The organism is Flavobacterium sp. BFFFF1 (assembly GCF_002256285.1).
Taxonomy (GTDB): Bacteria; Bacteroidota; Bacteroidia; order Flavobacteriales; family Flavobacteriaceae; genus Flavobacterium.
The window spans coordinates 59200-85595 of the sequence record NZ_NKJE01000015.1 but is presented as its reverse complement, the minus strand read 5'-3'; the positions used below and the strand labels follow the sequence as shown (position 1 = coordinate 85595).

The 26396-nt window shown below is 43.8% G+C and carries 21 protein-coding genes; 3 read left to right on the top strand and 18 right to left on the bottom strand.

All coding sequences use genetic code 11. The features are described from left to right. Positions 1-60: 60 nt before the first annotated feature. The 5 genes from CFE23_RS10675 to CFE23_RS10655 all read right to left on the bottom strand — a co-directional run bounded on the left by CFE23_RS10675 (position 61) and on the right by CFE23_RS10655 (position 7658). Positions 61-2358 carry a DUF349 domain-containing protein gene (locus CFE23_RS10675; protein WP_291087691.1) on the bottom strand — a complete coding sequence of 766 codons (2298 nt, stop codon included), beginning with the start codon at positions 2356-2358 and terminating at the stop codon, positions 61-63. Positions 2359-2500: 142 nt separating this feature from the next. Further along, positions 2501-3244: a shikimate dehydrogenase gene (locus tag CFE23_RS10670; RefSeq protein ID WP_291087689.1), complete on the bottom strand. Its 744-nt coding sequence runs from the start codon at positions 3242-3244 to the stop codon at positions 2501-2503. Between the two features lie 68 nt (positions 3245-3312). Beyond that, positions 3313-4707: a tetratricopeptide repeat protein gene (locus CFE23_RS10665; protein ID WP_291087686.1), complete on the bottom strand. Its 1395-nt coding sequence runs from the start codon at positions 4705-4707 to the stop codon at positions 3313-3315. Positions 4708-4830: 123 nt separating this feature from the next. Next, a complete protein-coding gene (locus tag CFE23_RS10660; protein ID WP_291087683.1) occupies positions 4831-6024 on the bottom strand; it encodes an aspartate aminotransferase family protein in 1194 nt (397 codons plus the stop codon). 5 nt (positions 6025-6029) lie between these two features. After that, positions 6030-7658: an OstA-like protein gene (locus CFE23_RS10655; RefSeq protein ID WP_291087760.1), complete on the bottom strand. Its 1629-nt coding sequence runs from the start codon at positions 7656-7658 to the stop codon at positions 6030-6032. 185 nt (positions 7659-7843) lie between these two features. Here CFE23_RS10655 and CFE23_RS10650 point away from each other — a divergent pair, with 185 nt between their 5' ends. From CFE23_RS10650 to CFE23_RS10640, 3 genes are all read left to right on the top strand, one after another. Further along, positions 7844-9727: an alpha-amylase family protein gene (locus CFE23_RS10650; RefSeq protein ID WP_291087680.1), complete on the top strand. Its 1884-nt coding sequence runs from the start codon at positions 7844-7846 to the stop codon at positions 9725-9727. Positions 9728-9816: 89 nt separating this feature from the next. Then, on the top strand, positions 9817-10449 hold the full coding sequence (locus tag CFE23_RS10645) for a hypothetical protein (RefSeq protein WP_291087678.1): 633 nt from the start codon (positions 9817-9819) through the stop codon (positions 10447-10449). A gap of 308 nt (positions 10450-10757) precedes the next feature. After that, entirely contained in the window at positions 10758-11702 is a 945-nt protein-coding gene (locus tag CFE23_RS10640; protein ID WP_291087675.1) for a T9SS type A sorting domain-containing protein, read from the top strand. A gap of 114 nt (positions 11703-11816) precedes the next feature. Here CFE23_RS10640 and CFE23_RS10635 read toward each other — a convergent pair whose 3' ends face one another. The 13 genes from CFE23_RS10635 to CFE23_RS10575 all read right to left on the bottom strand — a co-directional run bounded on the left by CFE23_RS10635 (position 11817) and on the right by CFE23_RS10575 (position 26391). Then, positions 11817-13088 (bottom strand): adenylosuccinate synthase, encoded by a 1272-nt coding sequence (locus tag CFE23_RS10635; protein WP_291087670.1) that lies wholly within the window; start codon positions 13086-13088, stop codon positions 11817-11819. Between the two features lie 189 nt (positions 13089-13277). After that, the gene (locus tag CFE23_RS10630) at positions 13278-13778 is read right to left on the bottom strand and encodes a transcriptional repressor (RefSeq protein ID WP_291087665.1); all 501 of its coding nucleotides are present in this window, start codon (positions 13776-13778) and stop codon (positions 13278-13280) included. 76 nt (positions 13779-13854) lie between these two features. Continuing rightward, positions 13855-14319, bottom strand: a complete 465-nt coding sequence (locus CFE23_RS10625; RefSeq protein WP_291087660.1) for a YdeI/OmpD-associated family protein — start codon at positions 14317-14319, stop codon at positions 13855-13857. Positions 14320-14406: 87 nt separating this feature from the next. Beyond that, positions 14407-16623 carry a RelA/SpoT family protein gene (locus tag CFE23_RS10620; RefSeq protein WP_291087655.1) on the bottom strand — a complete coding sequence of 739 codons (2217 nt, stop codon included), beginning with the start codon at positions 16621-16623 and terminating at the stop codon, positions 14407-14409. A gap of 139 nt (positions 16624-16762) precedes the next feature. After that, positions 16763-18286 carry a serine hydrolase gene (locus CFE23_RS10615; RefSeq protein ID WP_291087653.1) on the bottom strand — a complete coding sequence of 508 codons (1524 nt, stop codon included), beginning with the start codon at positions 18284-18286 and terminating at the stop codon, positions 16763-16765. A 26-nt stretch (positions 18287-18312) separates the two neighbouring features. Further along, on the bottom strand, positions 18313-19098 hold the full coding sequence (locus tag CFE23_RS10610) for an RNA methyltransferase (protein WP_291087650.1): 786 nt from the start codon (positions 19096-19098) through the stop codon (positions 18313-18315). Positions 19099-19129: 31 nt separating this feature from the next. Beyond that, entirely contained in the window at positions 19130-20119 is a 990-nt protein-coding gene (locus tag CFE23_RS10605) for a hypothetical protein (protein ID WP_291087645.1), read from the bottom strand. A 19-nt stretch (positions 20120-20138) separates the two neighbouring features. Further along, positions 20139-21479, bottom strand: coding sequence for a DUF58 domain-containing protein (locus tag CFE23_RS10600; RefSeq protein WP_291087644.1), 1341 nt, complete (start codon positions 21477-21479; stop codon positions 20139-20141). A 7-nt stretch (positions 21480-21486) separates the two neighbouring features. Further along, positions 21487-22506: a MoxR family ATPase gene (locus CFE23_RS10595; protein WP_291087641.1), complete on the bottom strand. Its 1020-nt coding sequence runs from the start codon at positions 22504-22506 to the stop codon at positions 21487-21489. Positions 22507-22535: 29 nt separating this feature from the next. Beyond that, complete coding sequence (locus tag CFE23_RS10590; RefSeq protein ID WP_291087638.1) at positions 22536-23738, bottom strand: DUF4350 domain-containing protein; 1203 nt, start codon at positions 23736-23738, stop codon at positions 22536-22538. Continuing rightward, entirely contained in the window at positions 23735-24484 is a 750-nt protein-coding gene (locus CFE23_RS10585; RefSeq protein ID WP_291087636.1) for a DUF4129 domain-containing protein, read from the bottom strand. Before CFE23_RS10585 ends, CFE23_RS10590 begins: the two co-directional genes overlap by 4 nt. Next, positions 24477-25427, bottom strand: a complete 951-nt coding sequence (locus CFE23_RS10580; RefSeq protein WP_291087632.1) for a hypothetical protein — start codon at positions 25425-25427, stop codon at positions 24477-24479. Before CFE23_RS10580 ends, CFE23_RS10585 begins: the two co-directional genes overlap by 8 nt. Then, positions 25411-26391, bottom strand: coding sequence for a stage II sporulation protein M (locus CFE23_RS10575; protein ID WP_291087629.1), 981 nt, complete (start codon positions 26389-26391; stop codon positions 25411-25413). Before CFE23_RS10575 ends, CFE23_RS10580 begins: the two co-directional genes overlap by 17 nt. Between the last annotated feature and the right edge of the window lie 5 nt (positions 26392-26396).

The window sequence follows — 26396 nt, the reverse complement described above, 5'->3', positions numbered from 1 at the left end:
GGAGCGCATAAAAAAAGCCTCACGTTTAATGAGGCTTTTGTATATTTAAAGAAACTGGCGTTATTCCTGGCCTAAACTCCTGACTTTTTTTAGTTTGTCTTTCAGCACAGAAAGCTCGTCTTTATGCCTTTCAATGCTTTTCCTGACTTCAAGTACAATCGAATTTTCCTTCTTCGCGTTTTTAGTATTCGTGAAGAACTGAATGTTGTTTTCCAATTGGAAGATCTCTGACTGTACTTCTTCAATCTTACGCATCAGGAAGATTTTCTCGTTGTCGATCTTGCGCGTATCATTTGACTCCGATAACTGCTCCACCTTATTGCTGAAGCGCATCATGTCGGTGTCTTTTTTACTCAGGCTCAGTTTTTCGAACAATACATCAAGTACTTTATTGAACTTCCCATCGATGTGCTTTCTTGAAAAAGGAACCCTGCCCAGTCCTTTCCACGTTTCGATGTGTGCCTTAATGGCATCGAGGTCGGTTTTGTGGTCGCCTGTCATTTCAAAATCCTTAAGGCTTTCGATGTAGGCTTTTTTCTTTTCGAAAGCTTCCATTTCCTCTGTGTTGGCCTCATTGCGCTGTGCCTTCAGTCTTTCGAAATAGTGGTTACAGGCATCCTTGAACTCTTTCCAGATTTTATCGGAGTATTTTCTTGGTACGTGTCCCACCTGTTTCCACTCTTCCTGAATTTGTTTCATCACGGGTGTGGTTGCGGCAAAATCTTCACTTTCCTGAAGGGCTTTTGCTCGTTCCACAAGCGCCTGCTTTTTATTCAGGTTATCATTCTGGTCTTTCTTAATGTCTTTATAAAATGAATTCTTCAGCGCATTGAAGTTGCGCACAGCGGTTTTAAAAGCCGCCCAGGTTTCTTCATTGACTTCAGAAGGGACTTTGCCTGCCGAGAAAAATTCGTTGCGTAGCGCTTCGACTTTTTCCACCTGGCCTTGCCATGAAGCATGCGCCGTCACTTTTTCCTGTGCCAGTGCCTCAATTTTGGCGATAATTTCTTTTTTCGCAGCGAGGTTTTGGTTTTCCCGTTCCCTTTGCCCTTCAAAAAGCAATTCGCGTTTGTCGTGCATCAGTTTTGTCAACGCCGAAAAACGGTTCCACACATCCTCACGGTGGTCTTTTGAAACAGGACCGATGTCTTCTTTCCAGATTTTATGCAAATCCTGCAGTTCACGGAATGCCTTATTGATGTCCGGCTCATTGACGAGCTGCTCTACACGGGTGATGATACGCTCCTTCTGTTCCAGGTTGTGCTTGAAGTCGATGTCGCGTGCTTCGCGGTCCAAATGCAGGTAATCATAGAAATTTTCCAGGTGGAAATGGTAGTTATTCCACACGTGGTTATATTTGTCTTTTGGGATCGGGCCGGCATTTTTCCAACGGTCGCGAAGATCGTTGAAGTGTTTCAGCGTATCCTTGATGTTTTCCTGCGGATTGATCAGTTCCTTTAATTCCTCGACAATAGCGAGCCGTTTTTCCAGGTTCGCCTGCAGGTTATTTTGAAGGCTTTTGAAGTGGATGTTCTTTTTATCCCTGAATTGGTTGTATAAGACGTCGAATTTTGACTTTAGCGGATAGTGATAATGGAATTCTTCCGTACCATCCGGGTTTTCGGCCAGGAATTCTTCTTTTTTCTCTTCAATAAAATGGTTGTATTTGGAAAGGAATGCCGTACGTAAATTTTCGACGTGGTCTTTTACTGACATGACTTTGTCAACCGCCACAAGGATTTCCAGTTCGGAAACCAGCTTGTCCATAGGCATTGCTTCATAGTCCTGCATCGGGATTTCATGACGGCCTGCGAGGGTTTCATCTTCGCCTTCTTCGGCGTTTGTTTCGGCTATAGCGTCAATAGCGGCCTGTTCAGTGTCAGGTGCTGCCTGCGACCCGTGTACCAGTTCAGTCTCCACTGCAGCCTGTTCTTCCTCGCTTTCAGGTTCAACGTCAGCTGTGGTTTCGGTGATCTCATCGATAATGGCTTCGGGAGTATCCTCTACTTGTGCATCAGGACTGTCTACTGTTGCCTCACTTTCAGTTTCTGCCGGGCTATCCGTTTCTTCTGATTCAGGTTCATCATTCTGTTCCGTAAGCAAGGTTTCATCCGACGGTGTTTCGCCTAATTCATGTTCTGCAACCATAGCGTCGCCCAGCGATTCTGTATCTGCACTTTCATTCACTGTTTCTTCCGGAGCTGAAACATCCTGCGCAACTTCAGCGTCATTGGCCACTTCGTCAGTCGGTGCTTCTACGTGATTTTCCGCATTTACCGTTTCCTGGTTTGGGTTTTCTACATTTCCATCTGTCTCATTTTCGTTTTGAGCCAGGTTGTCATTCTTTTCTTCTAACATTTTTTATAAATGTATAACGTTCGTAAAATTTGAGGGCGTAAGGTAATAAAGGCGGACCAAAATTCAAAGAAAAACCTGTATTTAAAAGCGTAAACCTTTTACGGTGATTTTCATAGCGGTGAAGTGAATTGGGAACGGTTCACTAGGAATTCCAAATTTCCCAGGCTTTTTCGGCTTGAAATACCAGCATCTCGTAACCATTTTTTGTCACAGCCCCTTTTTTTGCGGCGTTTTTAAGAAAGGTTGTTTCTGTAGGATTGTAAATCAGGTCATAAGCAATATGGCCAGAAGTAAAATAGTTGTAAGGTATTTCCGGCGCGGCATCTGTATCAGGACTTGTGCCAAGCGGCGTACAATTGACAACGATTGTGTATTCCTCCATGATATAAGGCGAAACCTGATCGTACGTGATCGTATTTTTGCCTTCGTTTCGGGATACGAACAGGTAGCCGATGTCCAGTTTTTCCAATGCATAGGCAACTGCCTTTGAAGCGCCTCCGGTCCCCAGAATCAAAGCTTTCCTGTGGTGGGGATGTAACAAAGGCAAAAGCGATTTTTTGAAGCCAAACCAATCGGTATTGTAGCCTTTGAGCCTGCCTTTTTTTGTTATTTTTATCGTGTTTACCGCCCCGATTGCGTTGGCTTTTTTTGAAACCTTGTCTAAGTACGGAATGACGCTTTGCTTGAAAGGAATGGTAACATTCAGGCCTTTCAAATCGGGATTTTCCTCAATAATATCCTGAAATTCAGTGATGTCGGCGATGTCGAAATTTTCGTAAGTGTTTTCCCCAAGGTTTTCTTTGCTGAACTTTTCAGTAAAATATTTTTTTGAGAAGGAATAGGAAATGTTCCTGCCTACAAGCCCGAACTGGTTAAAATTTGACATTTTTTGGTGTATAAAAAAGTTCTCCGGAAGTAAGGCGCCGGAGAACAGGAACTGTGTATAAAAAAAAATTATTTGCGGTGTTTGTGAATGGCATTCTGAACAATCTTCCTTGTCCAGATCACCGGAAACAGATCCGCCAGGATATGGTGGTTGTCGAAATCCAGGCGCAGCCCATTGGCGACATGGAATTTTCCTTTGGTATCTTCATGCAGCATGAAATACAACCCTGCAAGACGGTATTCGATTTCGTATGATTCCGGAAAAAATTCAGTTGCCTGTAACAAGGTTTCTATCGCAGTGTCGAATTCTCCCAGGAATTGGAGTATGTCAACCCAATACAGCCAGGTATCCAGCGCAGCATCACCAAATTCCACCGCTTTTCTGTAACCGAATTCGGCTTCCTCATAGAAATTCATTTCACGGTTTATTGTGGCATATCTTTTCCAATACAGGCGGTTTTGATTGTCAATATTCAACGCCTTATTGACGTAAAACAAAGCTTTTTGAAAGTTCTTCTGCCGAACGTAAAAGTCGGTGATGGCGATCCAGCCTTTATCCAGCAATGGATCCTCGTGCACCGTCTTGTTAAAGAATTTGAGCGCTAAAGCCTTATTGCCCAGTTTTTCGTGACATTTTCCAATTCGTAAAAGCGCATATGACGTTGGGTCTTCGAGTTCTATCGTCCGATTGTATGCCTCAATGGCATCATCATATCGTTTCAGCCTTTCCAGTGATTTTGCCTTTTCCATGAAGGCACCAAGGAATTCATCGTCAATCAGGGTAGCATAATCAAACGCGCGTAAAGCTTCGTCATATTGTTTAAGTCCATAGTGTAAACGTCCGGTTTGGTGCCAGGCGATTTCACTGTAGGGATTTCGTTCAATATATTTTGCGAGGTATTCGATTGCCTGTTCATTTTGGTCCAGAAATTCGAAACAGTATACCACATTGTATAGGGCGGCCTGATCTTCAAAATCCTCTTCAAGGCATTTGATGAAACTTTCCTTGGCCAATTCCAGGCTGTCCATAAAAAGGTATTCCATGCCCATCAGATTATAAACATCTGCGAAGTCGTCGGTATATTCCAAAGCGGTTTTAAGAAATTCCACGGCTTTCTCGTGGTCATCCCTTTTTGAATAAATACTGGCTTTTTGGATGTATATTTCTTCGTTGTTCGGTTCAATAGCGAAGAGTTCATTCAGCAGCTTTTCGGCTGTGTCAAGTTTGTCATCATAAACGAGCATTTCTACCTGTACAAGCTTCAGGCCTGTGGATTTGGGATGCTGTTCCAGTGCTAATTTTAAGGCTTTTTTTGCTAAAGACGCTTTACCCATATCGAGGTAATGAAGGATGATTTCTTCAAATTCCTCGGAATCAAAAAAGAGCACCTTGTTGGTTTTCAACATGGATTCGAATTTTGATAAGGATAAATTGTAGTCTTCTTCTTCGTTGCTTAATTGCATACTGTTTATCTTTAAAATTATCCTAACTAAAATTAGGCAAGCTTATTGTTGATTTCGGGCTGTAATTTTATTGTTGTGAACAATTTAATTAACAGCATACTTTGATAGGAACGTACAGCAGGATCAGCTTCTCATATCATCCATTACGCTGTCTAGCACTTTCAAAAGAATCCCGCAACCTTCCCGGATTTCGTCTTCTGAAATCGTTAGGGGAGGCGTAATCCTGATCGCGCGTCCTTCAAAGAGCAGCCAAAATAGGATTAACCCCTCATCCTGGCATTGTAAAATTACTTTATCGGTAATCTCCGGTTTCTCGGTCATTGCGGCAAGCATGAGCCCTTTCCCTCTTATTTCCTTTATCAAAGGATGTACCAAAAGTGTACGGAACAACGCTTCTTTTTCCAGGGCCTGCGCCATCAGCCCGTTTTCGATGATTTCCTGTAAAGTGGCGAGGCAGGCTGCCGCTATGACAGGATGTCCGCCGAAGGTCGTGATGTGTCCGAGTTTTGGGTCATGGCTCAACAGATCCATCATGTGTGATGGCGCTACGAATGCGCCTACCGGCATACCGCCGCCCATTCCTTTTCCTATAATAATTACGTCGGGAACCGCATCGTAGTTTTCAAATCCGAACAGTTTTCCGGTACGTCCGAAGCCGGGTTGGATTTCATCGACAATCATGACTGCGCCCACCTCAGTACAGCGTTCGCGTACTTTTTTCAGGAATCCATTTTCCGGCTGGATGAATCCCGCGCCGCCCTGGATACTTTCGAGTATGATGCCGGCCGTTTTCGTCGTGATCTTCTGTAAATCGGCGTCATTGTTAAACGTGATAAAATCGACATCCGGAATTAACGGGCGAAAAACCTGTTTCCGTTCTTCGAATCCCATGACGCTCATGGACCCCATCGTATTGCCGTGGTAGGCGTTATGGCATGAAATCAGCTGGCTCCGCCCGGTAACGCGTCGCGCGAGTTTTAACGCGCCTTCAGCAGCTTCAGTCCCTGAATTGACCAGGTATACTTTGTCTAATGGCGCTGGTAGGTTTTCTACCAATAGCTTGCAATACGCTACCGCGGGATCCTGTGCATATTCGCCATACACCATCACGTGCGAATATTTATCGAGTTGTGCTTTAATGGCATCATTGACGCGCTTATTGCGATGGCCTACTGCGATGGCTGAAACGCCCGCGACGAAGTCAAGGTATCTTTTGTTATGGGTGTCGTAAATGTACGAGCCTTCCGCATGTGATACTTCCATGCCGAGCGGGTACGGGGAAGTCTGCGCCTGGTATTTGAGGAAATCTTTTTTCAAGGGAATTAATTTTGCGGATTTGGAGGAGGTAATGTTTTCTTTCCAGACGGGTGATTCTTGTCATAATCCTTGGTTTCCTTACGGACTTTCATCGGGACGTCCGGTTTGAGTTCAGCGGCTTTCTTTGCAGCCTGGATTTTGTCATCAAGTTCGTTTTCTTCTACTGGGAAAATATCGTCCTTGGTTCGGATGCGCTCGTCTTCACGCCAGATAAATCCCCTAAGTTTTCGCGCATTTTCGGGAAATTTCGTTTCCGGATACAAATCACTATCGGGTTTGTCATACTGGGTGATTTCATCGATTTCATTGTCTTTCAGCTTTAGGTTGATGCGGCTGCTGACACTTTTATTGATGCCAATAAGTTCCTGCTTGTCATCACGCATAAAATAGATGATTTCGGTGTTTTTTACGACGTCCGCCTCGTTCAGTTTGTTGTCATTGAATTTTCCGTATAAATTGACGCCCTTGACCTGATTGAACCCATTTCCGACGGTATCCTTGGCAATAAGGAACGCATTATTCAGAACTTTTAACGAATCAAGTTTCTCGGTATTGTTGTTCCCGACGAGGTGCATGACATCGCCGGTCATTTGATTTTTGCCGTTCCAGATAATCGGATGCCCGATTAGTTTTGTCAAAGCTTCTTTTTGGCTTGAATGTATCGAATCGCACTTCCCGCTCATGTCTGTTTTGTAAAACCGTGCATTATTGAACGCCCGAATTACCCGATTTTCGGGCTTTCCGGTGATCATTAACTTTTTGCCGTGGATGTACACCGAATCATTTTCAACCAGGTTGATTGCGACGGCGCGTTTCGTTACGAACATGGAATCCTTCGCTTTGTAAATTTCGGCATAATGTCCTTTGACAAGCCCCTTATTGATCGAATCCGTAATCTTGACGTTGTTGGTGGCAGAGGCAAACTCACGCGTGCGGTCATAATAAAGGCTGTCGCCTTCGATCAATCGGTCTTTGTAGCGTATATAGGATTTCCTTAGGAAATGTCCGACGTTTTTCTTGTTGTCATAAAATCCTTTTTCAGTATAAATGTAGTCCTTGTCGCCGGTAATCGTCGAGGGACCAAATAAGTAAGCGTGCCCAGAATTGTTGTAATAGTCCAGATGATTTGACTTGATTACATACTTTGGATTGGTGATGGTGACAGCGGTCAGGAACTGGAATTTTTTTTCTTTGGCATAGTACCTTCCGGACTTGCTTTTCAACGTATTTTCCTTGTTTACGATGGTTCCGGGCGAATTATAGTATGCCTGTTGGATATTCCTGTCAAAATGGATGGTGTCAGTTGTCAATGTCATGTCAGGTGTGCGAAGTACCGGTTTTCCTGTTGCAAAGGCCTGTTTTACATTACCATTGTATTCGGCATATTCACTATTCATGTACAATGTATCTCCTTGTACCATCTGGAAATTCCCAAAAGCTTTGAGGTAATTTTCTTTTTGGAAGAAATACGCTTTGTTGCAGGTCATGATGACGCCGTCGTGGTTTACACGCACATTGCCGGTGAGCAATGCCGCGTCCGGGATTTCGGCCTGGTTGATGTCGAAATGGTCTGCATTCTCAATGATAATCGGTTTTGCCTTTTGTGCAGTGGCTGGCTTTGAAGCCAAAAGCAGGAAGCCGCAAAAGAAGAGAAAAAAGTACTTTTTCAACGTATTTTATTTTTTGCCAAATTTAGGTAAAATGTAGCAACACCGATTGTTATTAAGAAATATTTATACTGCTATAGTGGTGCTACTTTGAAATCCCAAAGCTTTATTTATATTTGTAAGCCATGCGTCGCATGCCTAATTACGCAAACATGAAAAAAATATTGACCGCTGTCCTGATCATCTGTTTCTTATCGGTTTCAGCACAAACAAAAAATACTGCGCCAATGCCTGAGAAAAGAGCGGTGTCGAGAGCACCTGAGAAAAAAATAGTGGTATATCAGGTTTTTACCAGACTGTTCGGAAACAAGAAGACCGCCAACAAGCCCTGGGGGAAAAAAGAAGTCAATGGTGTTGGAAAATTTAGTGATTTTACGGACAAGGCTTTAAGTGAAATCAAAAAGCTGGGTGTCACCCACATTTGGTATACCGGTGTTCCACATCATGCTTTAGTAGGGGATTATACCGCTTATGGTATCTCTAATGACGATCCCGATGTCGTTAAAGGACGCGCAGGTTCCCCATATGCTGTAAAGGATTACTACAATGTAAATCCTGACCTGGCGAACGATCCGGCGCATCGGCTTGAAGAATTTGAGGCCTTGGTGGAGCGGACCCATAAATACCGTATGAAAGTGATTATCGATATTGTTCCGAACCATATTGCCCGTAAATACGAGGGCAAGTCAAATCCTAAAGGTGTTCGGGATTTTGGTGCGGATGATGACACTTCCGTGGAATACAAGCGCGACAACAACTTTTACTATATTCCGGGGAAGGCTTTCGAAGTGCCCACTTCGGATCATTATAAGCCGTTAAACGGGGAGAAAAACCCGCTTATTGATGGTAAGTTTACTGAAAATCCGGCAAAATGGACCGGGAATGGTTCGCGATTGCCAAAACCGAGTAATGACGACTGGTACGAAACAGTAAAAATTAATTATGGTATTAAACCAGATGGCACTAAGGACTTTCCAGAGCTTCCGGTGGATTTTGACAAACGCTCTTACCAGGAACATTATAACTTCTGGAAGGGAAAAGATGTCCCTGATTCATGGAAGAAGTTCCGCAATATTGCGCTATACTGGATTGGGAAAGGCGTAGATGGTTTTCGTTATGATATGGCTGAAATGGTGCCTTACGAATTCTGGAGTTATATGAATTCAGCGATAAAGATGAGAAATCCGGATGCCTTCCTGATGGCGGAGGTTTACAATCCGAAAGAGTACCGCAATTATATCCATTATGGTAAAATGGATTATTTATATGATAAAGTGGAAACATATGATCAGTTAAAGAAAGTCATTCAGGGTCATAGTCTTCCGGATCCGCTGGCAGATATTCAGGGCGGTCTTAAGGACATTGAGCACCATATGCTCCATTTTTTGGACAACCATGACGAGCAGAGGCTTGCCAGCCGCGAATTTGCGGGAACCCCAGAGAAAGGGAAACCATTAATGGTATACTCTGCTACTGTGGGCACTTCACCAACGATGATTTATTTTGGACAGGAAGTCGGTGAGCCAGGCGATGAGGACGCTGGTTTCGGTAAAAAGTCCCGTACGTCCATCTTTGATTATATTGGTGTGCCGCACCACCAGCGTTGGATGAACAATGGTGAATTTGATGGGGGACAATTGTCGGCGGAGGAACAGGATCTCAGGGATTTTTATTCGAGGCTGCTTAATTTTACCATAAAGAGCGACGCTTTGATGGGGAAGTACCAGGAATTGCAAACAATAAACCGCAGGCAATCAAAAGGCTACAGTGAAGGCATTTATTCCTTTGCGCGTTGGGCGGATAATGAAAAGCTCGTGATTGTCAACAATTTTTCATGGGTCAGCAAAAGCCATTTCAATCTGCTTATTCCAGAGTCATTAATTAGTCAATGGGGACTTAGTGACGGAATTTATGACATGCAGGACCAACTTTATAAAAAGCAAAACTCCAAACTCACCGTAGCGAAAGGGAGCGGTATTTTGGAAGTTGATATAAACCCTTCTGAGTCATTTATCTTTAAATTGGTCCAAAAGTAAAAGCTTAAATCTTAGAGAAATGTTATTTTTTTAAAACGGCAGCAGGATTTTTATACTTTTATCGGCGGTTCAATGTTATATTTTACGTTATGCGGAATTTCGGCTACATTTTGCTCCTGTCTGGATTTGGCGCTTTTGCCCAAAATGACATTGGGAAAAAATTTAAACCGATCCTTCCGGGAAGCAATACCACCACTACACCGACCACAGTAAGTCCAACACTGCCAACGCCAAGCCTTTTTGATAAAAAGCCCGAGGAAGTAAAGCCGTTGATGGAGCCTGAAAGAAAAGGCATCATGGACCAGCCGCAGTTTGTGAATGCCGGAACGCCCTATCTTAAAAAACTGAACAAGGATAATGCCTTAAGTGAAAATCAACAGGCAATCCGAAAAGATCAGTACTTAGGTGATATCAAGACTACTTCTGGAACCGTTAATATCATGTACCGCGACCATGAATTTGTGGATGGCGATGAGATTCGGATTTATGCTAATGGAATCATTGCCCGCTCGAATGTAACTTTGGACAGCGATTTCCAGGGATTTGAATTGCCATTGAATCCCGGGTTTAATACCATAGAGTTTGAAGCCCTGAATCAGGGGTCTTCCGGACCCAATACAGCTCAGCTTGTCGTTTATAACGATAAGGGAGAAGTAATTTCGGCCAATAGCTGGAATCTCGCCACGGGTTTCAAGGCAACAATAATCGTTATAAAACAATAATCCCAACCTTTTTAGGATAACATCTTATTAGCGGATGCGTTCAGTTTTTGCTTCCGTACGGACTTTTGATGTATTTGGCGGTGCGGTGCACAGATCCAGACGACTGACTTTCAGCAGTCGTTTTTTTTTATGAAATTGTTGAAAAAATAGTTAATTAAGTATTCTATACGAGAATGGCAAAGTGCTTGTAATATCGTAAATTGCGAATAATTAATTGAAATTATTTTAAATGAAGTGTGTAAAGTCGGAATTTTCGAAACAGCGACTATAAAACCTGAAAGTAGAGAAACCCCTAAATCTATCTAATTATGAAATCAATTAAAAATGCATTTTATGCGTTGCTATTGACCTGCTGCTGCCTTACCTACGGGCAACAGGGGTGTAGTAGTATCCTCTCGGGGACGAGCCAGGATGGCAAAATTACTTTTTTTAAGACCGCATTTGATTCAGCGGGCATTGTTAGTTCAGCTGTCGGCGAGATTCCATGGGATACGCCCGTACGCCTGACCATTACATCTGCTTGTGGTGATACATCCGCAGCTTTTTTTGTTTCGCCTGAATTGAGTGGAGGGTATGATCATTACGTCAATGAGACGGCTGAGTTTAACGCTGATACCCGGATTACTGGATTTACTACAGTTTTCAAAGACGATTTTTCCGGGCAAACACCTGTTGTCAGTGTCGCGGTAAAGACTGGGGTAGGCATTGGCAGGGTTGCCATCGTTTTGGCGACATCAGTTCCACCGCCACCACCGCCACTTTGTGTGGATTACACTTTTACCAAATGTTGTGATATGTATTGCGTTCAGTATAAGTTGCTGGGGCCTGATTGTCACCAATGCTTTATCGTTTATCTGCAATATACAGATGGAACCGATGCATCTTACCCAATTAGTTTTCAAAATGACGATATGGTCCAATATTGCTCACCTAAAGAAGTACGGCAAATTTACAGTATTGTTGGTGTTGAGTGCAATGCCGGTTTTGGATCGCAATCACGAAAAGGTGTTGGTGCCAAATTTAGCGATAAGTTTACGATTTCGCCCAATCCTACAAATGGCGAAGTTCGTTTTCAGGGACCCGGCATTGAAACGTGCAGGGTTTCTGTCTTCGACGTTAACGGTCGGAATGTTATCCGGAATGTTAAGGCTTTTCCGTCGGTTGACGTGCAGCATCTGACCCCCGGTATTTATTTCTATAGTATCACTGACGCAAATGGACATTCGCAACGGGGCAAGATGGTAAAGGAATAACACACGATCAGAATTTCAATTAGTTAATGCAAACACACTCTTATCAAGCTGCCCTTAGGGGCAGTTTTTTTATAGCCGTGGCCAATAAAAAAGCCGCTGTAAGGCGGCAATTTATTATCTCATAATGGTCTGTTTCCGGTCAGGCCCAACCGATACAATTTTTATAGGAACCTCAACCTCTTTTTCAATGAATTCGATGTAGGATTTCAACTCTGCTGGCAATTCATTATAGGTTGTCATTCCTGTTAAATCTGCCTGCCAGCCGCTGTATTCCGTATAAATCGGAGTGACATTTTCCGGTTCGATATTGTACGGCAGGTGGTCAATGATTTCCCCTTTGTAATTGTAGGCTGTACAAACCTGCAGTTTCTCAAATCCGGAAAGCACATCGCCCTTCATCATCATCAATTGCGTGACGCCGTTTACGCGGATGGCATATTTTAAAGCTACAAGATCCAGCCAGCCACAACGTCGTTGCCTTCCGGTTACGGATCCGAATTCATTACCGATACGGGCCATGTCTGCACCCACTTCGTCAAACAATTCAGTGGGGAAAGGTCCGCTTCCTACTCGGGTGGTGTACGCCTTAAAAATACCATAGACTTCTCCGATCTGGTTTGGCGCAATCCCCAAACCGGTACACGCGCCCGCAGCGGTCGTATTGGATGAGGTTACATAAGGGTATGTTCCAAAATCCACATCAAGTAAAGACCCTTGCGCTCCTTCGGCGAGAATCGATTTTCCGGATTTTTGTGCCTGGTACAAATACTCTTCGCTATCTATGAAGGTCAATTTCTTTAAATCGGCTACGGCTTCAAAAAATTCCTTTTCAAGTTCTGCAAGGTTGTATTGGATAGCCACATCATAGAATTTAATCATGGCCTCATGCTTGTCAGCGAGGTTGCGGTAGCGGTCTTTAAAATCGTCGAGTTCAAGATCGCCGATACGAAGCCCGTTTCGTCCTGTCTTATCCATATAGGTTGGACCGATTCCTTTTAATGTAGAGCCAATTTTCGCTTTGCCTTTCGAAGCTTCAGATGCGGCGTCGAGAAGACGATGCGTCGGGAGGATCAGGTGTGCTTTACGGGAGATGATCAGTTTGTTCTTGATGTCGATGTTGAATTTCGCCAGGCCTTCAATCTCCTTTTGAAATACGACCGGGTCGATGACCACGCCATTCCCGATGACGTTAATAGAATCTTTGTGGAAAATTCCAGAGGGGATAGTCCTGAGGACGTGCTTAATGCCATCAAATTCTAGTGTGTGCCCGGCATTCGGACCGCCCTGAAATCGGGCAATAATGTCGTACCTGGAAGTGAGGACGTCAACAATTTTTCCTTTGCCTTCATCGCCCCATTGCAGTCCTAATAATAAATCTACGGTCATTTTTTTAAGTTAATAATTAACTCCTGATAATTAATAATGTTGCGGCGCACGATCAATAATCGTCAGTTGTTAATTTGGTTGTTGTGTGTTTATGGTTTAAATGTTTGCCGGGACCGCGCCAGGGATCGAAGCAAGGTGCCATGCACCGCGTAGAGCCCGGGCCGAAGGCGGCGCCCAAATTCTTAATTGTCAATTATTAGCTCCGCTCAATTCACCCTGCGGGTTCGGGTCATTATTAATTTGTTTGCGGTTGCCATAAAAGTACAGTGAGTGATTGTGGATTTCAATATCGAAAATCTCTTCAATTGTTTTTTTTATGGTTTGTATGCGGGGGTCACAAAATTCGATTACCTCTCCCGTATCGGTCATGATGATGTGGTCGTGGTTTTTGTCGAAATAGGACTTCTCGTAATGTGCCTGATTTTGCCCAAACTGGTGTTTACGGACCAATGCACAATCGAGCAACAATTCAATCGTATTGTACAGGGTCGCACGGCTCACGCGGTAGTTCTTGTTTTTCATCTTGATGTACAGGTTCTCGATGTCAAAGTGCTCTTCACTATCATAGATTTCCTGCAGGATGGCGTAGCGTTCCGGTGTTTTTCGGTGCCCTTTGAGTTCCAGGTATTTCGTGAAAACGGTCTTTACGGTTTCCTGGTTTTTGCTGTTGTCGACGGATATCAATGTCATTTGGCAAATATAATTAATAATTGACAATTAATAATTAATAGTTGTTGCCGCATGGTGGATAATTAATAATTAACAATTAATAATTAAAAGAGTTTTCAAGTTTCTCGATGGATTTTGCCATGCGCAGGATTTTTTCGTCTTCGGTTTTAGCCGAGAAGATATGGTCGATCATCTCTTTTTGCTTTGCTGCCGGCCATTTTTGAAAAAACGCAAGCAACTTTGGCTCGTCCTGCAGGCACAATAGGAAATCTTCAGGAATGGCAGATTGTGGCTCATCGAGGTATAGCACTAGTTTTACAGTATCGCCTGCTTCTTTTTTAATGGCTTTTCGGATGTCGGCTTTGACGGCCAGGAATGTGCCTTTTTTCATTGCCCAAATGTTGATGCCCTCCAGTGGATAATCGTCAATCGTGCCGCGAATGCGAACGGTGCTGTTTTTCTTTTTCGGCAGGTGCGTCATTATTGGCATCATCACGAATGTCCAGGCGCCTTTGCCTTCCGTTTTCTCCAGCCTGCAGCTGTCGTTGAAGATGGGTTCCATGGAGTTGGGAATTAAGAATTAGAAATTTCAAATTAGGAATTAAAAATTAGGAATTAAGGCAATAGCGTCGTAATTCCTAATTCAAACTTATTTATACACCCGCGTCACTTTATCGATGCCTTCGATTTTTTGGATGTTTTCCAGCAGTCGTTTCAAAATGGTATTATTCTGTACAATTACTGTCACCTGTCCTTTGAAAATGCCGGCTTCACTGCTCAGCGAAATGCTCTGGATGTTGACATGCATGTTGCTGGAAATGACTTTTGTGAGTTCGTTTGTGAGTCCCAGGCTGTCCATTCCTGTGATATTCAGCACTGCCTTGAATTCCTGTTGCGTTGAATCGATCCATTTGGCTTGTATGATCCGATATGCATAATTTGACTGTAGGCTAATCGCGTTGGGGCAGTCCTTTTTGTGCACCTTGATTCCCTCATTAATCGTGATGAATCCAAAGACCTCGTCGCCCGGAATCGGGTTGCAGCAGGTTGACAATTTGTAATCCAGTTTATCGTGTTCCGGACCGAAAACCAGCATGTCATAATTGCTGGTGATTTCGTCTTTCTGGATCTGTTCGGGTTGGTAGGAAGGTGTGCGCTTGATCTTGTTCTTGAAAAAATTCATGAACGTATTGCTTTTCAGCGCGGCGTATTCTTTGAGCTGTGTGTTTTCAATTGATCCTATTCCGGCGCGGTAGAACAAGTCGAGGCTGGTCCTGAGTTTAAAAAAAATGACGAGTTCGTTGATCGTATTCTCATTGACGTTTACTTTCAGGTGTCGCAGTTTTCTCGTCAGCAGTTCCTTGCCTTCTTCCGCGATTTTTTTGGTGTCTTCGTTCAGTACGCTTTTGATCTTATTTTTGGCGCGTGCGGTGGTTACATACTCCAGCCAGTGCATCGTCGGCTTTTGGTTGGGAGAGGTAATGACTTCTATCTGGTCACCGCTTTTCAATTCATAATTTAGCGGAACAAGTTTTCCGTTCACGCGCGTGCCGCGGGTTCGTATTCCGATGGCCGAGTGGATGCTGAATGCGAAGTCGAGTGATGTCGCCCCTTTTGGCAATGATTTAATTTCACCTTTTGGTGTAAAGACAAAAATTTCCTTCGAATACAGGTTCATCTTGAAGTCCTCGACAAAGTCAACCGCGTTGGTTTCCTGATTTTCGAGCGCCTCCTTGAGCAGGTTTAGCCAGATGTCGAGACCGCTTTCTTCATTTGCGCCTTGTTTGTATTTGTAGTGGGCTGCGTAGCCTTTTTCTGCAATTTCATCCATGCGCTCGCTGCGTACCTGCACTTCCACCCAGCGGCCTTTCGGACCCATCACGGTGGTGTGCAGCGCTTCGTAACCGGTCGATTTCGGAGAGGAAATCCAATCCCGCAAGCGGCTTGGGCTTGGTCGGAAATGATCGGTTACGATGGAATATATTTTCCAGGCAATAAATTTCTCATCGTGGAAAGACGAGCGATAAACAATTCGGAGTGCAAACTTATCGTACACTTCGTCATAGCTTACGTTCTGTGCCTTCATCTTCCGGCGGATCGAATAAATGGATTTCGGGCGGCCTTTGAGAATGTAATCCAGGTGCTCTAAATCGAGGGATTGTTTCAGGATGTCAGAAATCGTCTTGATATACTCGTCCTGCTCTTCCTTGGTTTCCTTCATCTTGCTCAGGATCTCGTTGTATACCTGCGGCTCGGTGTATTTCAGCCCTAAATCCTCGAGTTTTGTTTTGATGTTGTAAAGTCCGAGTCGGTGGGCGAGGGGTGCGTAAATGTATAAAGTTTCCGACGCGATTTTCGTCTGTTTATGCTCCGCCATCGAATCCATCGTCTGCATGTTGTGCAGCCTGTCGGCAAGCTTAATCAGGATCACACGGACGTCATCATTGAGCGTCAGCAGCATTTTGCGGAAATTTTCCGCCTGCATCGAAATATTCAGGTCTTTTTGAACCTGTGAGATTTTGGTCAGGCCTTCGACAATCTGGGCGATTTTCGGATTGAACATTTTTTCGATGTCCTCAATCGTTACTTCGGTATCTTCAACCACGTCGTGCATCAGTGCTGCGGCAATGGCGGTGGCGCCCAATCCGATTTCGGAGGCGACGATCTTTGCGACGGCAATAGGGTGGAAAATATAGGCTTCTCCGGATTTGCGTCGTTGGTCTTTGTGGGCGTCAACCGCCACATCAAATGCCTTTCGGATCAATTTCTTGTCGTCAACACTGAGGGTTTGGTAACTGATGCGAAGCAGTTCTTTATATTCGCGCGCAATGGCCTTATTTTCCTGTTCAATTTCAATTTCTGTCATAGCAAAAAACATTCAACCCTAAAAATAGGATAAAGAATTGAACTGTGCAACTAACAAGTACGGGAGAAAGATACTGTAAAACAGTTTTATTTTTTATTTAAGAGTCTCCGGTGTTTATAGGAATACACCAAGATTATCTTTATTGCTTCTCGAAATAAAGGTCCTGGAAATCATAGCTGAAATCGGTTAAAGGGGAGATGGCACGCATTTCGAAATTCCGGTTTCCTTCTGCAAAATTAACAAACGCATCTGCGTGAAAGAACCGGTTGTTCCAGCGCACTGCAAATTGATGGTCTTTCACAAAAAACATTTCGCCGGAGAGGCCTGGGGAGCGTAACGACGAAAAATACAAATGCCCTTTTTTCGCTGTAATGATGATGTCGCCAAACCAATTGTCTTTGTACGTTCCGACGTAATCGGCGGCATTCACGGTAATTTTTTCTTTTTGATTTTTGGCTACGGTTGCCCAGACCTCATCGGTTATTTTATCCGCAACGTCCTCACTGGCTTTGTCTTTTTTACTGTAAATATCTACAAGATCACCCTGTTGTATCCCGAGGTAGCTGTCTTTGATCGCATTTGTAATCGCGTTGAATGCAGATCCCGACTGCTGGTTCGTCAGTACGATAATGCCGAGTTTCAGGTCGGGAATCATGGTCACCTGTGTCACGATGCCTTCCAGTCCGCCAGTATGGGTAATCTGGCTGTGACCCGCTATATCGCTAATAAACCACCCAAGCCCGTAAGCTTTTAAATGTGTGTTGTATGGCGGTATGGTCGTCACCGGGATCAACGTTTGCGGCGTCCACATTTCCTTTTGCTGCTTAGCCGAAAAAAACTGGATATTGTTGTAATTCCCGTTATTCAACTGCATTTGTACCCATTTGCTAAGGTCATTTACGCTGGTGTATATTCCCGCCGCGGCATCAAAAATGTTGTTCTTGTACCTTTTGATCACCTGTAGTTTACCGTCGATAGGCACATGGGGAACAATCACATTCGACGTGTCTTTAAGACGGTTCCACGAGGGGGCGCTATGGGTCATGCCCAATGGCATCAGGAAGCGCTGTTCAATAAATTCGTTCCAGCTTTGCCCGCTTACCCTTGCAACCAATTCGCCTGCAATGACATACAAAAGGTTGTCGTAATCGTATTTTGTCCTGAAGCCCGAAACTGGTTTGAGGAAATGGATGTTGTTGATGATGTCTTTCGGCGTAAAATTATGCCCATCAGGCCAGATCATCAGGTCACCTGCCCCAAGGCCCAGGCCACTTCGGTGGGTTAAGAGATCGCGGACGGTGAATTCTGAAGTGACATAATCGTTGTACATTTTAAATTCGGGGATGTATTGGATGACCTTATCGTCCCAATTGATTTTCTTTTCGTCAATGAGAATAGCCAATGCCGCGCTGGTAAATGCCTTGCTGTTTGAGGCAATCCCGAAAAGGGTATTGGCATCCACTTTTTCTTTGGTAATTATCGATCTTACGCCATATCCTTTTGAAAGGACCACTTTACCATCCTTAATCACGGCAACGGCTATTCCTGGGACATTAAACGTAGCCATCGTACGGTTTACCAACGCATCTACCTCAGGCTCCGTAAGCTGTGCGAAAATCGTTCCGGAAATCAACAGCATGAAAAGCAACAATCTATGTTTCATAAATTAAAATTATAAATTCGACATTATTAAAAACCCCGTTGCCTCTTGGCTTCAAATATCAGTATCGCAGCGGCAACCGATACGTTCATGGAATCAATTTCGCCCTGCATCGGGATAATGATATTTTGTGTCGCAGCGTCGCGCCAGGGCTGGGAAAGGCCGGTTGCTTCCGTACCGACTACGAGTGCTGATGGGGTGGTGTAATCCTGTGTGTGGTACAATGTCGAATCCTGAAGCGTGGCACAATAGATCGCAATGTTATGGCGGTGAAGGAATGCAATCACTTCATCGGAAGTTCCTGTTGCAATTTGGTTTGTAAAAAGGCAACCTACACTGGAGCGGATGATGTTGGGGTTGTACAGGTCTCCTTTAGGATCGGCTATAATCACGGCATCAAGTTTCGCAGCATCCGCAGTGCGAAGTAGGGCACCGATATTTCCCGGTTTTTCAGGTGCTTCCGCCACCAGGATTAAAGGGTTGTCGTTCAGTTTTAGGGCGTTCAGGGAATAATCGCGGGTTTGCGCTATGGCAATAACCCCTTCTGTGGTATCACGGTAAGCCAGTTTCTGGTAGACTTCTTTATTGATTTCAATCGGATCTCCCTGCGGTACAAGTTTTCGCGCCTCGCTTTCGGTGCAGATTCCGGGAAAGAAAAGTACTTGTTCAATGTGATAGCCTCCCTTTGATGCCAGTTCGATTTCGCGTTTTCCTTCAATCAGGAATGTCCCGCTCTGTTTGCGTGCTTTGGATTTTTCCTGTAGTAGGACCAGCGATTTTATGAATGGATTTTGTACCGATGTAATCTGTTTCAAAACGATAATTTAAGTTAAATATACAACTTTTTTACTGTGACGGCTGCGATTTCAGCTGTTTGCGGATATCGATCAAACTTTTGTGGTTTAGCGGAAATTCCAGCAATACATGTGCGATGCTTAAAAGGTAAAGCCATTGGAGTCCGACTTTGTAATTGTATGTGTAAAGCGCGACCGATACAAACCATATCACGAAAATAGCCAATAATTTCATGGTTGAAGTCTTATGCCATAGGATTACAGATGTTTTTGAAAACCAGTTCAGGTAATGGTAGGTATATGCAAACGCGATAAACCGCATGATTTTTATCCCGAAATCAGAAAAGAAAACAAGTTGATTGTCATTGGTATTGCCGATATTCTCCTTTATTTCCGGGAAATGAAAGAATTGAAAAACCTCAATCATCTTGATATTCAGATTCCGGAAAATACGGTAGCTGTCGATGAGATTGGCTGAGATAGACGACTGATTGATGTTGCTGCTGATGAGCAGCAGTGCGACGGAGCAACTTATAAATACGACGATTGAAGCGATGCCTATTTTGCTCCTGGTCTTTAAGGCGCCAAGCAAAATGAATAAGCCTGTAAAAATAAAAACATGTACGATTGAAGGTAAAAACATCGAAAAAACCAGTCGAAAATGGTAAAAACAGAACGTGTTTAACAGCATCCCGACCACCAATATTCCAATAAGCGCCAGAAATCGTTTCGTCCGGCTTTCGAAAAACAGCAACGCCAGTGATCCAAAAAAAGTAGTGAAAATAAGCAGCGGCGAATATCCCTTCAGTTGAAAAATACTGGTAACCAAAAGCAGGCCAATGAAGAAGAAAATAAAAAAATAATCGTTTTTGCGGGTCAGGAAGTAGTTCCTTCCGTGCAGCCAGTTGATTTCCGTAAGATAATGCAACGGGCCAAGCACCGCATAAACAAACAGGAATAATTCGAACGGAATGAACACCGCCACCGCCATAGACAGTACCATAAGGACGATGTTTACCAGATCGATATTGTTGCGGATCATCTGAAGTGTTTCAGCAAAACTACAAAATTCCGCGCGCCTTAATCTCGAGGTACTTATTAATTGTGTCCAGCGTAAGGTTTTCGGGCTGTGTCAGTACAGAATGGATGCCGTATTTTCGGAGTTCGTTGACAATTAACCGCTTTTCAAATGCAAATTTTTCGGCAATAGCTTTGTCATACACCTGCTGGATGGTATCTGCTTTTTTATCAATGAGATCGTTCAGTTCGGTGTTGTTGAAGAAAATGACCACCAACAAATGGCTTTTAGCAATGGCTTTTAAGTAAGGAAGCTGGCGGTGCAGCCCGTCGAGGCTTTCAAAATTGGTGTATAAAATGATTAAGCTCCGCTGGTTGATGTGCTGGCGGATATCGGCGTACAACCTGCTGTAATCGCTTTCAAAGAAATCGGTTTTTATGCCGTAAAGGCTCTGCAGGATTTTTTCCATCTGCGAAGACCTTTTTTCAGCGACGACACGGTTTTCGGGCTTTTTCGAAAAAGTCAGCATCCCGGCTTTATCGTGTTTTTTCAGGATAACATTTGATAATACCAACGTGGCGTTAATGGCATAATCAAGTAAGCTCAGGCCGTTAAAAGGCATTTTCATCACGCGCCCTTTGTCAATGACCATGTATACCGATTGCGATTTTTCGTCCTGAAACTGGTTGATCATCAATGCATTTTTCTTCGCGGTGGCTTTCCAGTTGAGCGTTCGGATGTCATCGCCCTGCGTGTATTCCTTTATTTGCTCGAATTCCATCGAGTGGCCAATGCGGCGGATCCTTTTGACACCGTATTGCAGCAAATTGTTTGAAAATGCCATCAGGTCGTATTTCCGCAGCTGGATGTACGATGGGTATACGGGAACCATCTGGTCTTTGTTGAAAGTAAACCGCCGGGAAATGATGCGCAATGGTGACGAAACATAGATGTTGAGGTTTCCAAAAAAATACTCTCCGCGTTCTGTAGGACGAAGCTGGTAAACAATTACTTTTTCGGAGGAAGGGCTGATGGTGCTGTTGATGTTGAAATTCCGCACCTGGAACTGGAAGGGAATTTCATCGACCAATTTAATTTGTATTGGAAACGTGTAAAAATTACGGATGTTCACCGTGATGGGGTTTTCATCGCCGTTTGACAGTTTTTCGGCCATGCTTCTGGACGCTTCGATGCCACGCTGGGCGACGAATAAGATCATGATGTCGAGCAGTAGCAGCAACAGCAAAGCAAAGAATAGGTAACGGGTGGCATTGAATAAAAACGGAAAAATGAACGATAGGACGAATAGTACCATCAAGCCCATCAGCGCAAAGAAGAACTGGTGGTTGATGTATAATTTCCGGAAAAAGTTCAATAGCCTCATCTTTAAATTATCTTGGTATTTCTACCGATTCTAATATTTGCCTGATGATCTCGATGCTGCTGATGCCTTCCATTTCGCGTTCCGGAGTAACGATTACGCGGTGTTGCAGTACCGGTATGGCGGCTTCCTTGATGTCTTCAGGCGTTACAAAATCCCGGCCGCGCAACGCCGCGAAACCTTTGGCAGCATTTAGTATTGCAATGGACGCCCGTGGCGATGCCCCCAAATACAGGAAGCCATTTTCGCGGGTATTGATGACGATTTTGGCGATGTACTCCAGCAGTTGTGGTTCTACAATAACCTGCTTCACCAGCGTCTGGTAGTGCTTTATGTCAGCAGCGGAGAGGATTTTGCGGATATTATCCAATTTCCCATGATCCTGCAGCTTGTGCTCCCGATCGATGATCGCGATTTCTTCTTCGAGCTTCGGGTAGTCGATGGTGATTTTGAACAGGAAACGATCCAGCTGGGCTTCGGGAAGCCGGTAAGTACCTTCCTGCTCAATCGGGTTTTGTGTCGCGATAACCAGGAACGGTGTGTCCATCAGGTAGGTTTTGGCGTCAATCGTAATTTGCCTTTCCTCCATGACCTCAAATAGCGCCGCCTGCGTTTTTGCCGGTGCCCGGTTGATTTCATCGATTAGGATAAGGTTAGAGAAAACAGGGCCTTTCTTAAATTCGAATTCAGATTTCTTTAGATCAAATACAGAGGTACCCAATATATCTGAAGGCATCAAATCCGGTGTAAACTGAATCCTTCCGAAATCGATGCTTAAGGTGCGCGCCAGCAGTTTTGCCGTAATCGTTTTGGCTACGCCAGGCACGCCTTCGAGCAACACGTGCCCGTTTGACATGATGGCGACAAGCAACTGGTCAATCATTTTTTGCTGCCCTACAATCACAGACGAGAGTTCCGCTTTCACTGCAGCAATGCCGTCCTGCAATTTCTTCAGGTCCAGGCGTGACTCGAAGTTGATGTTTTCAGCAACTGGTTTTTGGCTTTCGGACTCATTTTCAAAATTTTCCATATCGATTTGTATTTTGTGGCCTTTCGGCATTAACTAACTATTTTTTCAATGGCCTGGCTGATCGCAATCAAGTCACTTTCAGTGGCGGTATAATATTTCTTTCGGTGGTTGTTGATGAGGTAAACGACATTTTGAATGTCTTCCAGTTTTTTTCCGGATTTCAGTTGTAGCCTGGTGATAAATTTATCGTCGAGAACGGCAGTGTCCATCAGATAATCCTGCCTTAGCTTTTCAAGAAAGTAGATTATTTTTTTATCGATAAGATTATCGTGATCCCCTTCCTGAAAATACAGGTTTCCGATTGTTTTTGCGAAGTCGATGGTCGTATTGGTCACCGGTGGGATAATGGGAACGATCCGCTGGCGCCTTTTGGCATTGAAAATAAGGAACACCAGCAAGCCACCAAGGAAAATATACCACGCCCATGAGAGCTGCTGGTTGGTGAGGATAAAACGAAATATCGAATTCGAAACATTTGGCCGCGTGTTGCCTTTCATAAACCACACAATGTCCTTCTTCGGAAGGTACGACAACACTTTTTCCGCATAAGCAGCATGGTCGTCTTTCAGCAAGTGAAAATTCGTGAAAGCGGCAGGCTGGGTGTGGAGTAAGAAATAGCCCTTGTGGAAAGGGACTTTTATAAAGTTCACCCTTGCAGTATCGCCACTTTGATAGCCCAGCACCGTTGTCGTGAGCGTATCAATCTTTGAAAAATATACGTTGCCAAGCCCTTCAGTGATTTTATATTTTTTGGTTCCCAGTTTTGGATTACCCACCCAGTTTACAACGTCTTTTGCGTATTGAAAATCCATTTCCTGATCGAGTTTCAGCGTGTCCATCAGGTATCGGGAGATGCCTTTGGAGCTGATAAAGGCGTGATTTCCTCCCGCAACGAAACGAAGCAGCATCATTTCAGACTGCTTGTCGGATATGGGTTTTTCAGAGATTGACAGGAATGTCTGCTCAGGGTGGTAGTAGTAGCTTCCTAAGGTATCTTCCTGATAGTCATTGCCAAAATACTCGTACGGCGTGGAATTTACCTTTGTTACTTTCTTGCCGTCGAATAGCTCTGGAAGTTCTTTGTCGAAAATATAAAGCCCGAACGGAATTTTATCTTCTATTCGATAGGTCGGGCTCCAGTCCACGGGTTTCGGTTTTGTGCTGTCCAAAAACGCAACAAGAACGACCATAAGTACGATAAGCCCGATGTATATCTTTAGCGTCCGGTTCATAACGGCATCGATTTAATCGTTTGCTCAAAAGCCTGCTCCGCGCGCTGCAATGCGTCTTCATCAATTTCGAATTCACCGTACCAAATGTAATTGTACAGGTAAGACAGATAGTCAAACTTCGTTTTTAACTGCGGGTCCACAAGTTCCCGAAGGTAATCGGAGTTGGTTTTTTCAGGATCCCAGGCGATAAATCCCTGTGTCGCCATTTTTTTCAATAGGAACAGGTAATAATACCGGATCGTAAGCCGTCGTTCACCGGAGATTTTGGTCTCGCGAATCAGTTTTTCAAAATCGACAAGCAGTAGATTTTTTTCAATTTCCTCATGACGGATGATGCCCTTATCGGAGTTTTTCCCGAAAATCCAGCGTCCTTCCTTATTCATCACCGATTTTACAATCAGGAAAACCACGAATAATATCAATAAACCCGCCCCAAACGTCTTCACCATATCAATAGTGTCTTGGGTATTTTTACTGGTATTGCTTTCAAAAAGGCCATTGAACCATTCCACAAAACGGTCCCAGGCATTTTTTTTCGCAGAGCGTTTCTCGTAGATAAAGTCTGCACCACTATATTTTTCTTTTAGGTCTCCGAATTTGACTTTCTGTAGGTCTGACTGATCGGTCTTTATCGGTTTCTGTTTCGCTTGTGTGATTTCTGTTTTCGCTTCAATCGGCGCCAATGCCAATGCATTTCCTGAAAAGGAAATCATCAAAACTAAAAGTATGCACAGGAATCTACTCAAAAGTTCCAATATTATCAATTTCCATGTGTGCGGAATTGTTGGTTTCGTTTTCTTTCGCCGTGTAATAAATGATGCCCTGGCTGACGATCATCAGGTTGTTGAAAAAATACCCGGCAACGATTGAAATTACAAAAATAATGGCCATCATCACGGAAATCATACTGAAGGTTTCCTGATTTGGCGCAACATTTCCGGAATCTGTAGACACCATAAACATAATAATTCCAATGACGTATGGAATCATCGTCACTGCGGACTGCAATATCTGGATGATGATGGTGATGATCAGTGTGGCACCGGTGATGGCTAAGAAACTGTTCCGTACCATTTCCAGTCCGTGGCTCAAGGCGCCGAAGTAGCCAATTTGTCGGTTGAGTAAATATTCGTAATAACTCAGGCTAACCCAGGCCAGCATTGACGGGCCGAAAATCACCAAAAGCGGGATGCCAATCACCATAAAACTCAGCGCGGTTGCTGCCATGAAAAACAGAATCAATATCGGAAATATGGTGATCAGGGATAGCAGGAAGAACAGGAACATCCTCCCAATATGGGTTTTAAACACAGCACGGATTTCTTTGCGGGTGAAATCATTGCCTTTGTGCTTATCGACAAGTTCAAAATAGACAACAGTGTAAGTAAAACTGCAAAGCGACAACAAAATAATCATCAGCAACGTGATGATGAACGTCGTGATGATCAATCCCCCGGAACCATTGAGGTAATCGTTCCAAAGCAGTTGGGATTGCCCTTGTCGCGCCATGGCAAAAATCGCATTCATCAGGATTTCCATCAAAAAATAGCAGCCTACAGCAAGAATCATTAAAAATACCCCATTGATGGCGAAATAATTACCAAAATAATGTTTTGCAAACGTTCGTATAAACGTAATGCTGTCGGAGATGTAGTCCCCGAATTTCCGCTTTTTATAAAGGTCGAACATGTGCTGTATTTACTTTTTTGTTTACAATGAAAGGATATACCAAAAAATAGAATGATATCAACGATAACGTGGACAAAATGATCAGTACGCTGAGCCAGTTTGGCATGACAATGCTGTAGCGGGTTACAAAACCTTCGAGAAACCCCGCTGCGATCGTAAAAGGTACCGTCGCGAGAAAGATCTTGAGGCTGCTTTTAAACCCAATTTTCAGGGAATTCATCCGCGAATAGGTTTTTGGGAATAAAATCGACGCGCCGAGTATAAATCCCGCTGCTGTTTCAATGACAATTCCGAATACTTCCATCGAACCGTGGATCCAGATACCGCGCACACTTTGCCAAAACACACCATGCTGGTAAAAAAAGTACTGGAATGAGCCAATCATCACGGCATTGTACGACGACATGTAAAAAGTCATCAGGCCGCAGGTAATTCCGTATACAAAACACATCGCACCGACTTTGAGGTTGTTCATGGTGATCGCAATAAAACTGCCGAGATGGCTTCCGCTTTTATAAACGGCCAATGGGTCTCCGTTTTTAATATTCTCCAATGTGGTATTCACGTATTCATCGCCCAGGATGAGCCTCGTAAAGGTGTCGTCATACATCGCTGAGATGACACCGATTCCGAACGTAAGGAAAAAAAACACAAAGGCAAACAACAAATAGCGCCGGTATTCATAAAGCACCAAAGGGACTTCTGTTTTGAAGAAGTAAACCAGCCTGTTCGAATCCTGCCGTTTGGTTTTATAGATTTTCTGGTAAATCCTCGAGGCGAGGTAATTCAGGTAGACGACGGTCTTACTTTTTGGGTAATACGTCTGTGCATACGAGAGGTCATTTATCAGGTGGATATAAAGACTCGCGATCTCATCAGGATTTTTCTTAGTTTTGCCAAAAATGACCTGCTCAAAGTCAAGCCATTTTTCTTTATTTTGTTTAATAAACGAAACTTCTCTCATCGCTG

What these genes read in the sequence shown, in the direction of transcription:
- CFE23_RS10675 (WP_291087691.1), bottom strand. Translation starts at nt 2,358, where the DNA reads ATGTTAGAAGAAAAGAATGACAACCTGGCTCAAAACGAAAATGAGACA.
- CFE23_RS10670 (WP_291087689.1), bottom strand. Translation starts at nt 3,244, where the DNA reads ATGTCAAATTTTAACCAGTTCGGGCTTGTAGGCAGGAACATTTCCTAT.
- CFE23_RS10665 (WP_291087686.1), bottom strand. Translation starts at nt 4,707, where the DNA reads ATGCAATTAAGCAACGAAGAAGAAGACTACAATTTATCCTTATCAAAA.
- CFE23_RS10650 (WP_291087680.1), top strand. Translation starts at nt 7,844, where the DNA reads ATGAAAAAAATATTGACCGCTGTCCTGATCATCTGTTTCTTATCGGTT.
- CFE23_RS10645 (WP_291087678.1), top strand. Translation starts at nt 9,817, where the DNA reads ATGCGGAATTTCGGCTACATTTTGCTCCTGTCTGGATTTGGCGCTTTT.
- CFE23_RS10640 (WP_291087675.1), top strand. Translation starts at nt 10,758, where the DNA reads ATGAAATCAATTAAAAATGCATTTTATGCGTTGCTATTGACCTGCTGC.
- CFE23_RS10635 (WP_291087670.1), bottom strand. Translation starts at nt 13,088, where the DNA reads ATGACCGTAGATTTATTATTAGGACTGCAATGGGGCGATGAAGGCAAA.
- CFE23_RS10630 (WP_291087665.1), bottom strand. Translation starts at nt 13,778, where the DNA reads ATGACATTGATATCCGTCGACAACAGCAAAAACCAGGAAACCGTAAAG.
- CFE23_RS10625 (WP_291087660.1), bottom strand. Translation starts at nt 14,319, where the DNA reads ATGGAACCCATCTTCAACGACAGCTGCAGGCTGGAGAAAACGGAAGGC.
- CFE23_RS10620 (WP_291087655.1), bottom strand. Translation starts at nt 16,623, where the DNA reads ATGACAGAAATTGAAATTGAACAGGAAAATAAGGCCATTGCGCGCGAA.
- CFE23_RS10615 (WP_291087653.1), bottom strand. Translation starts at nt 18,286, where the DNA reads ATGAAACATAGATTGTTGCTTTTCATGCTGTTGATTTCCGGAACGATT.
- CFE23_RS10605 (WP_291087645.1), bottom strand. Translation starts at nt 20,119, where the DNA reads ATGATCCGCAACAATATCGATCTGGTAAACATCGTCCTTATGGTACTG.
- CFE23_RS10600 (WP_291087644.1), bottom strand. Translation starts at nt 21,479, where the DNA reads ATGAGGCTATTGAACTTTTTCCGGAAATTATACATCAACCACCAGTTC.
- CFE23_RS10595 (WP_291087641.1), bottom strand. Translation starts at nt 22,506, where the DNA reads ATGGAAAATTTTGAAAATGAGTCCGAAAGCCAAAAACCAGTTGCTGAA.
- CFE23_RS10590 (WP_291087638.1), bottom strand. Translation starts at nt 23,738, where the DNA reads ATGAACCGGACGCTAAAGATATACATCGGGCTTATCGTACTTATGGTC.
- CFE23_RS10580 (WP_291087632.1), bottom strand. Translation starts at nt 25,427, where the DNA reads ATGTTCGACCTTTATAAAAAGCGGAAATTCGGGGACTACATCTCCGAC.
- CFE23_RS10575 (WP_291087629.1), bottom strand. Translation starts at nt 26,391, where the DNA reads ATGAGAGAAGTTTCGTTTATTAAACAAAATAAAGAAAAATGGCTTGAC.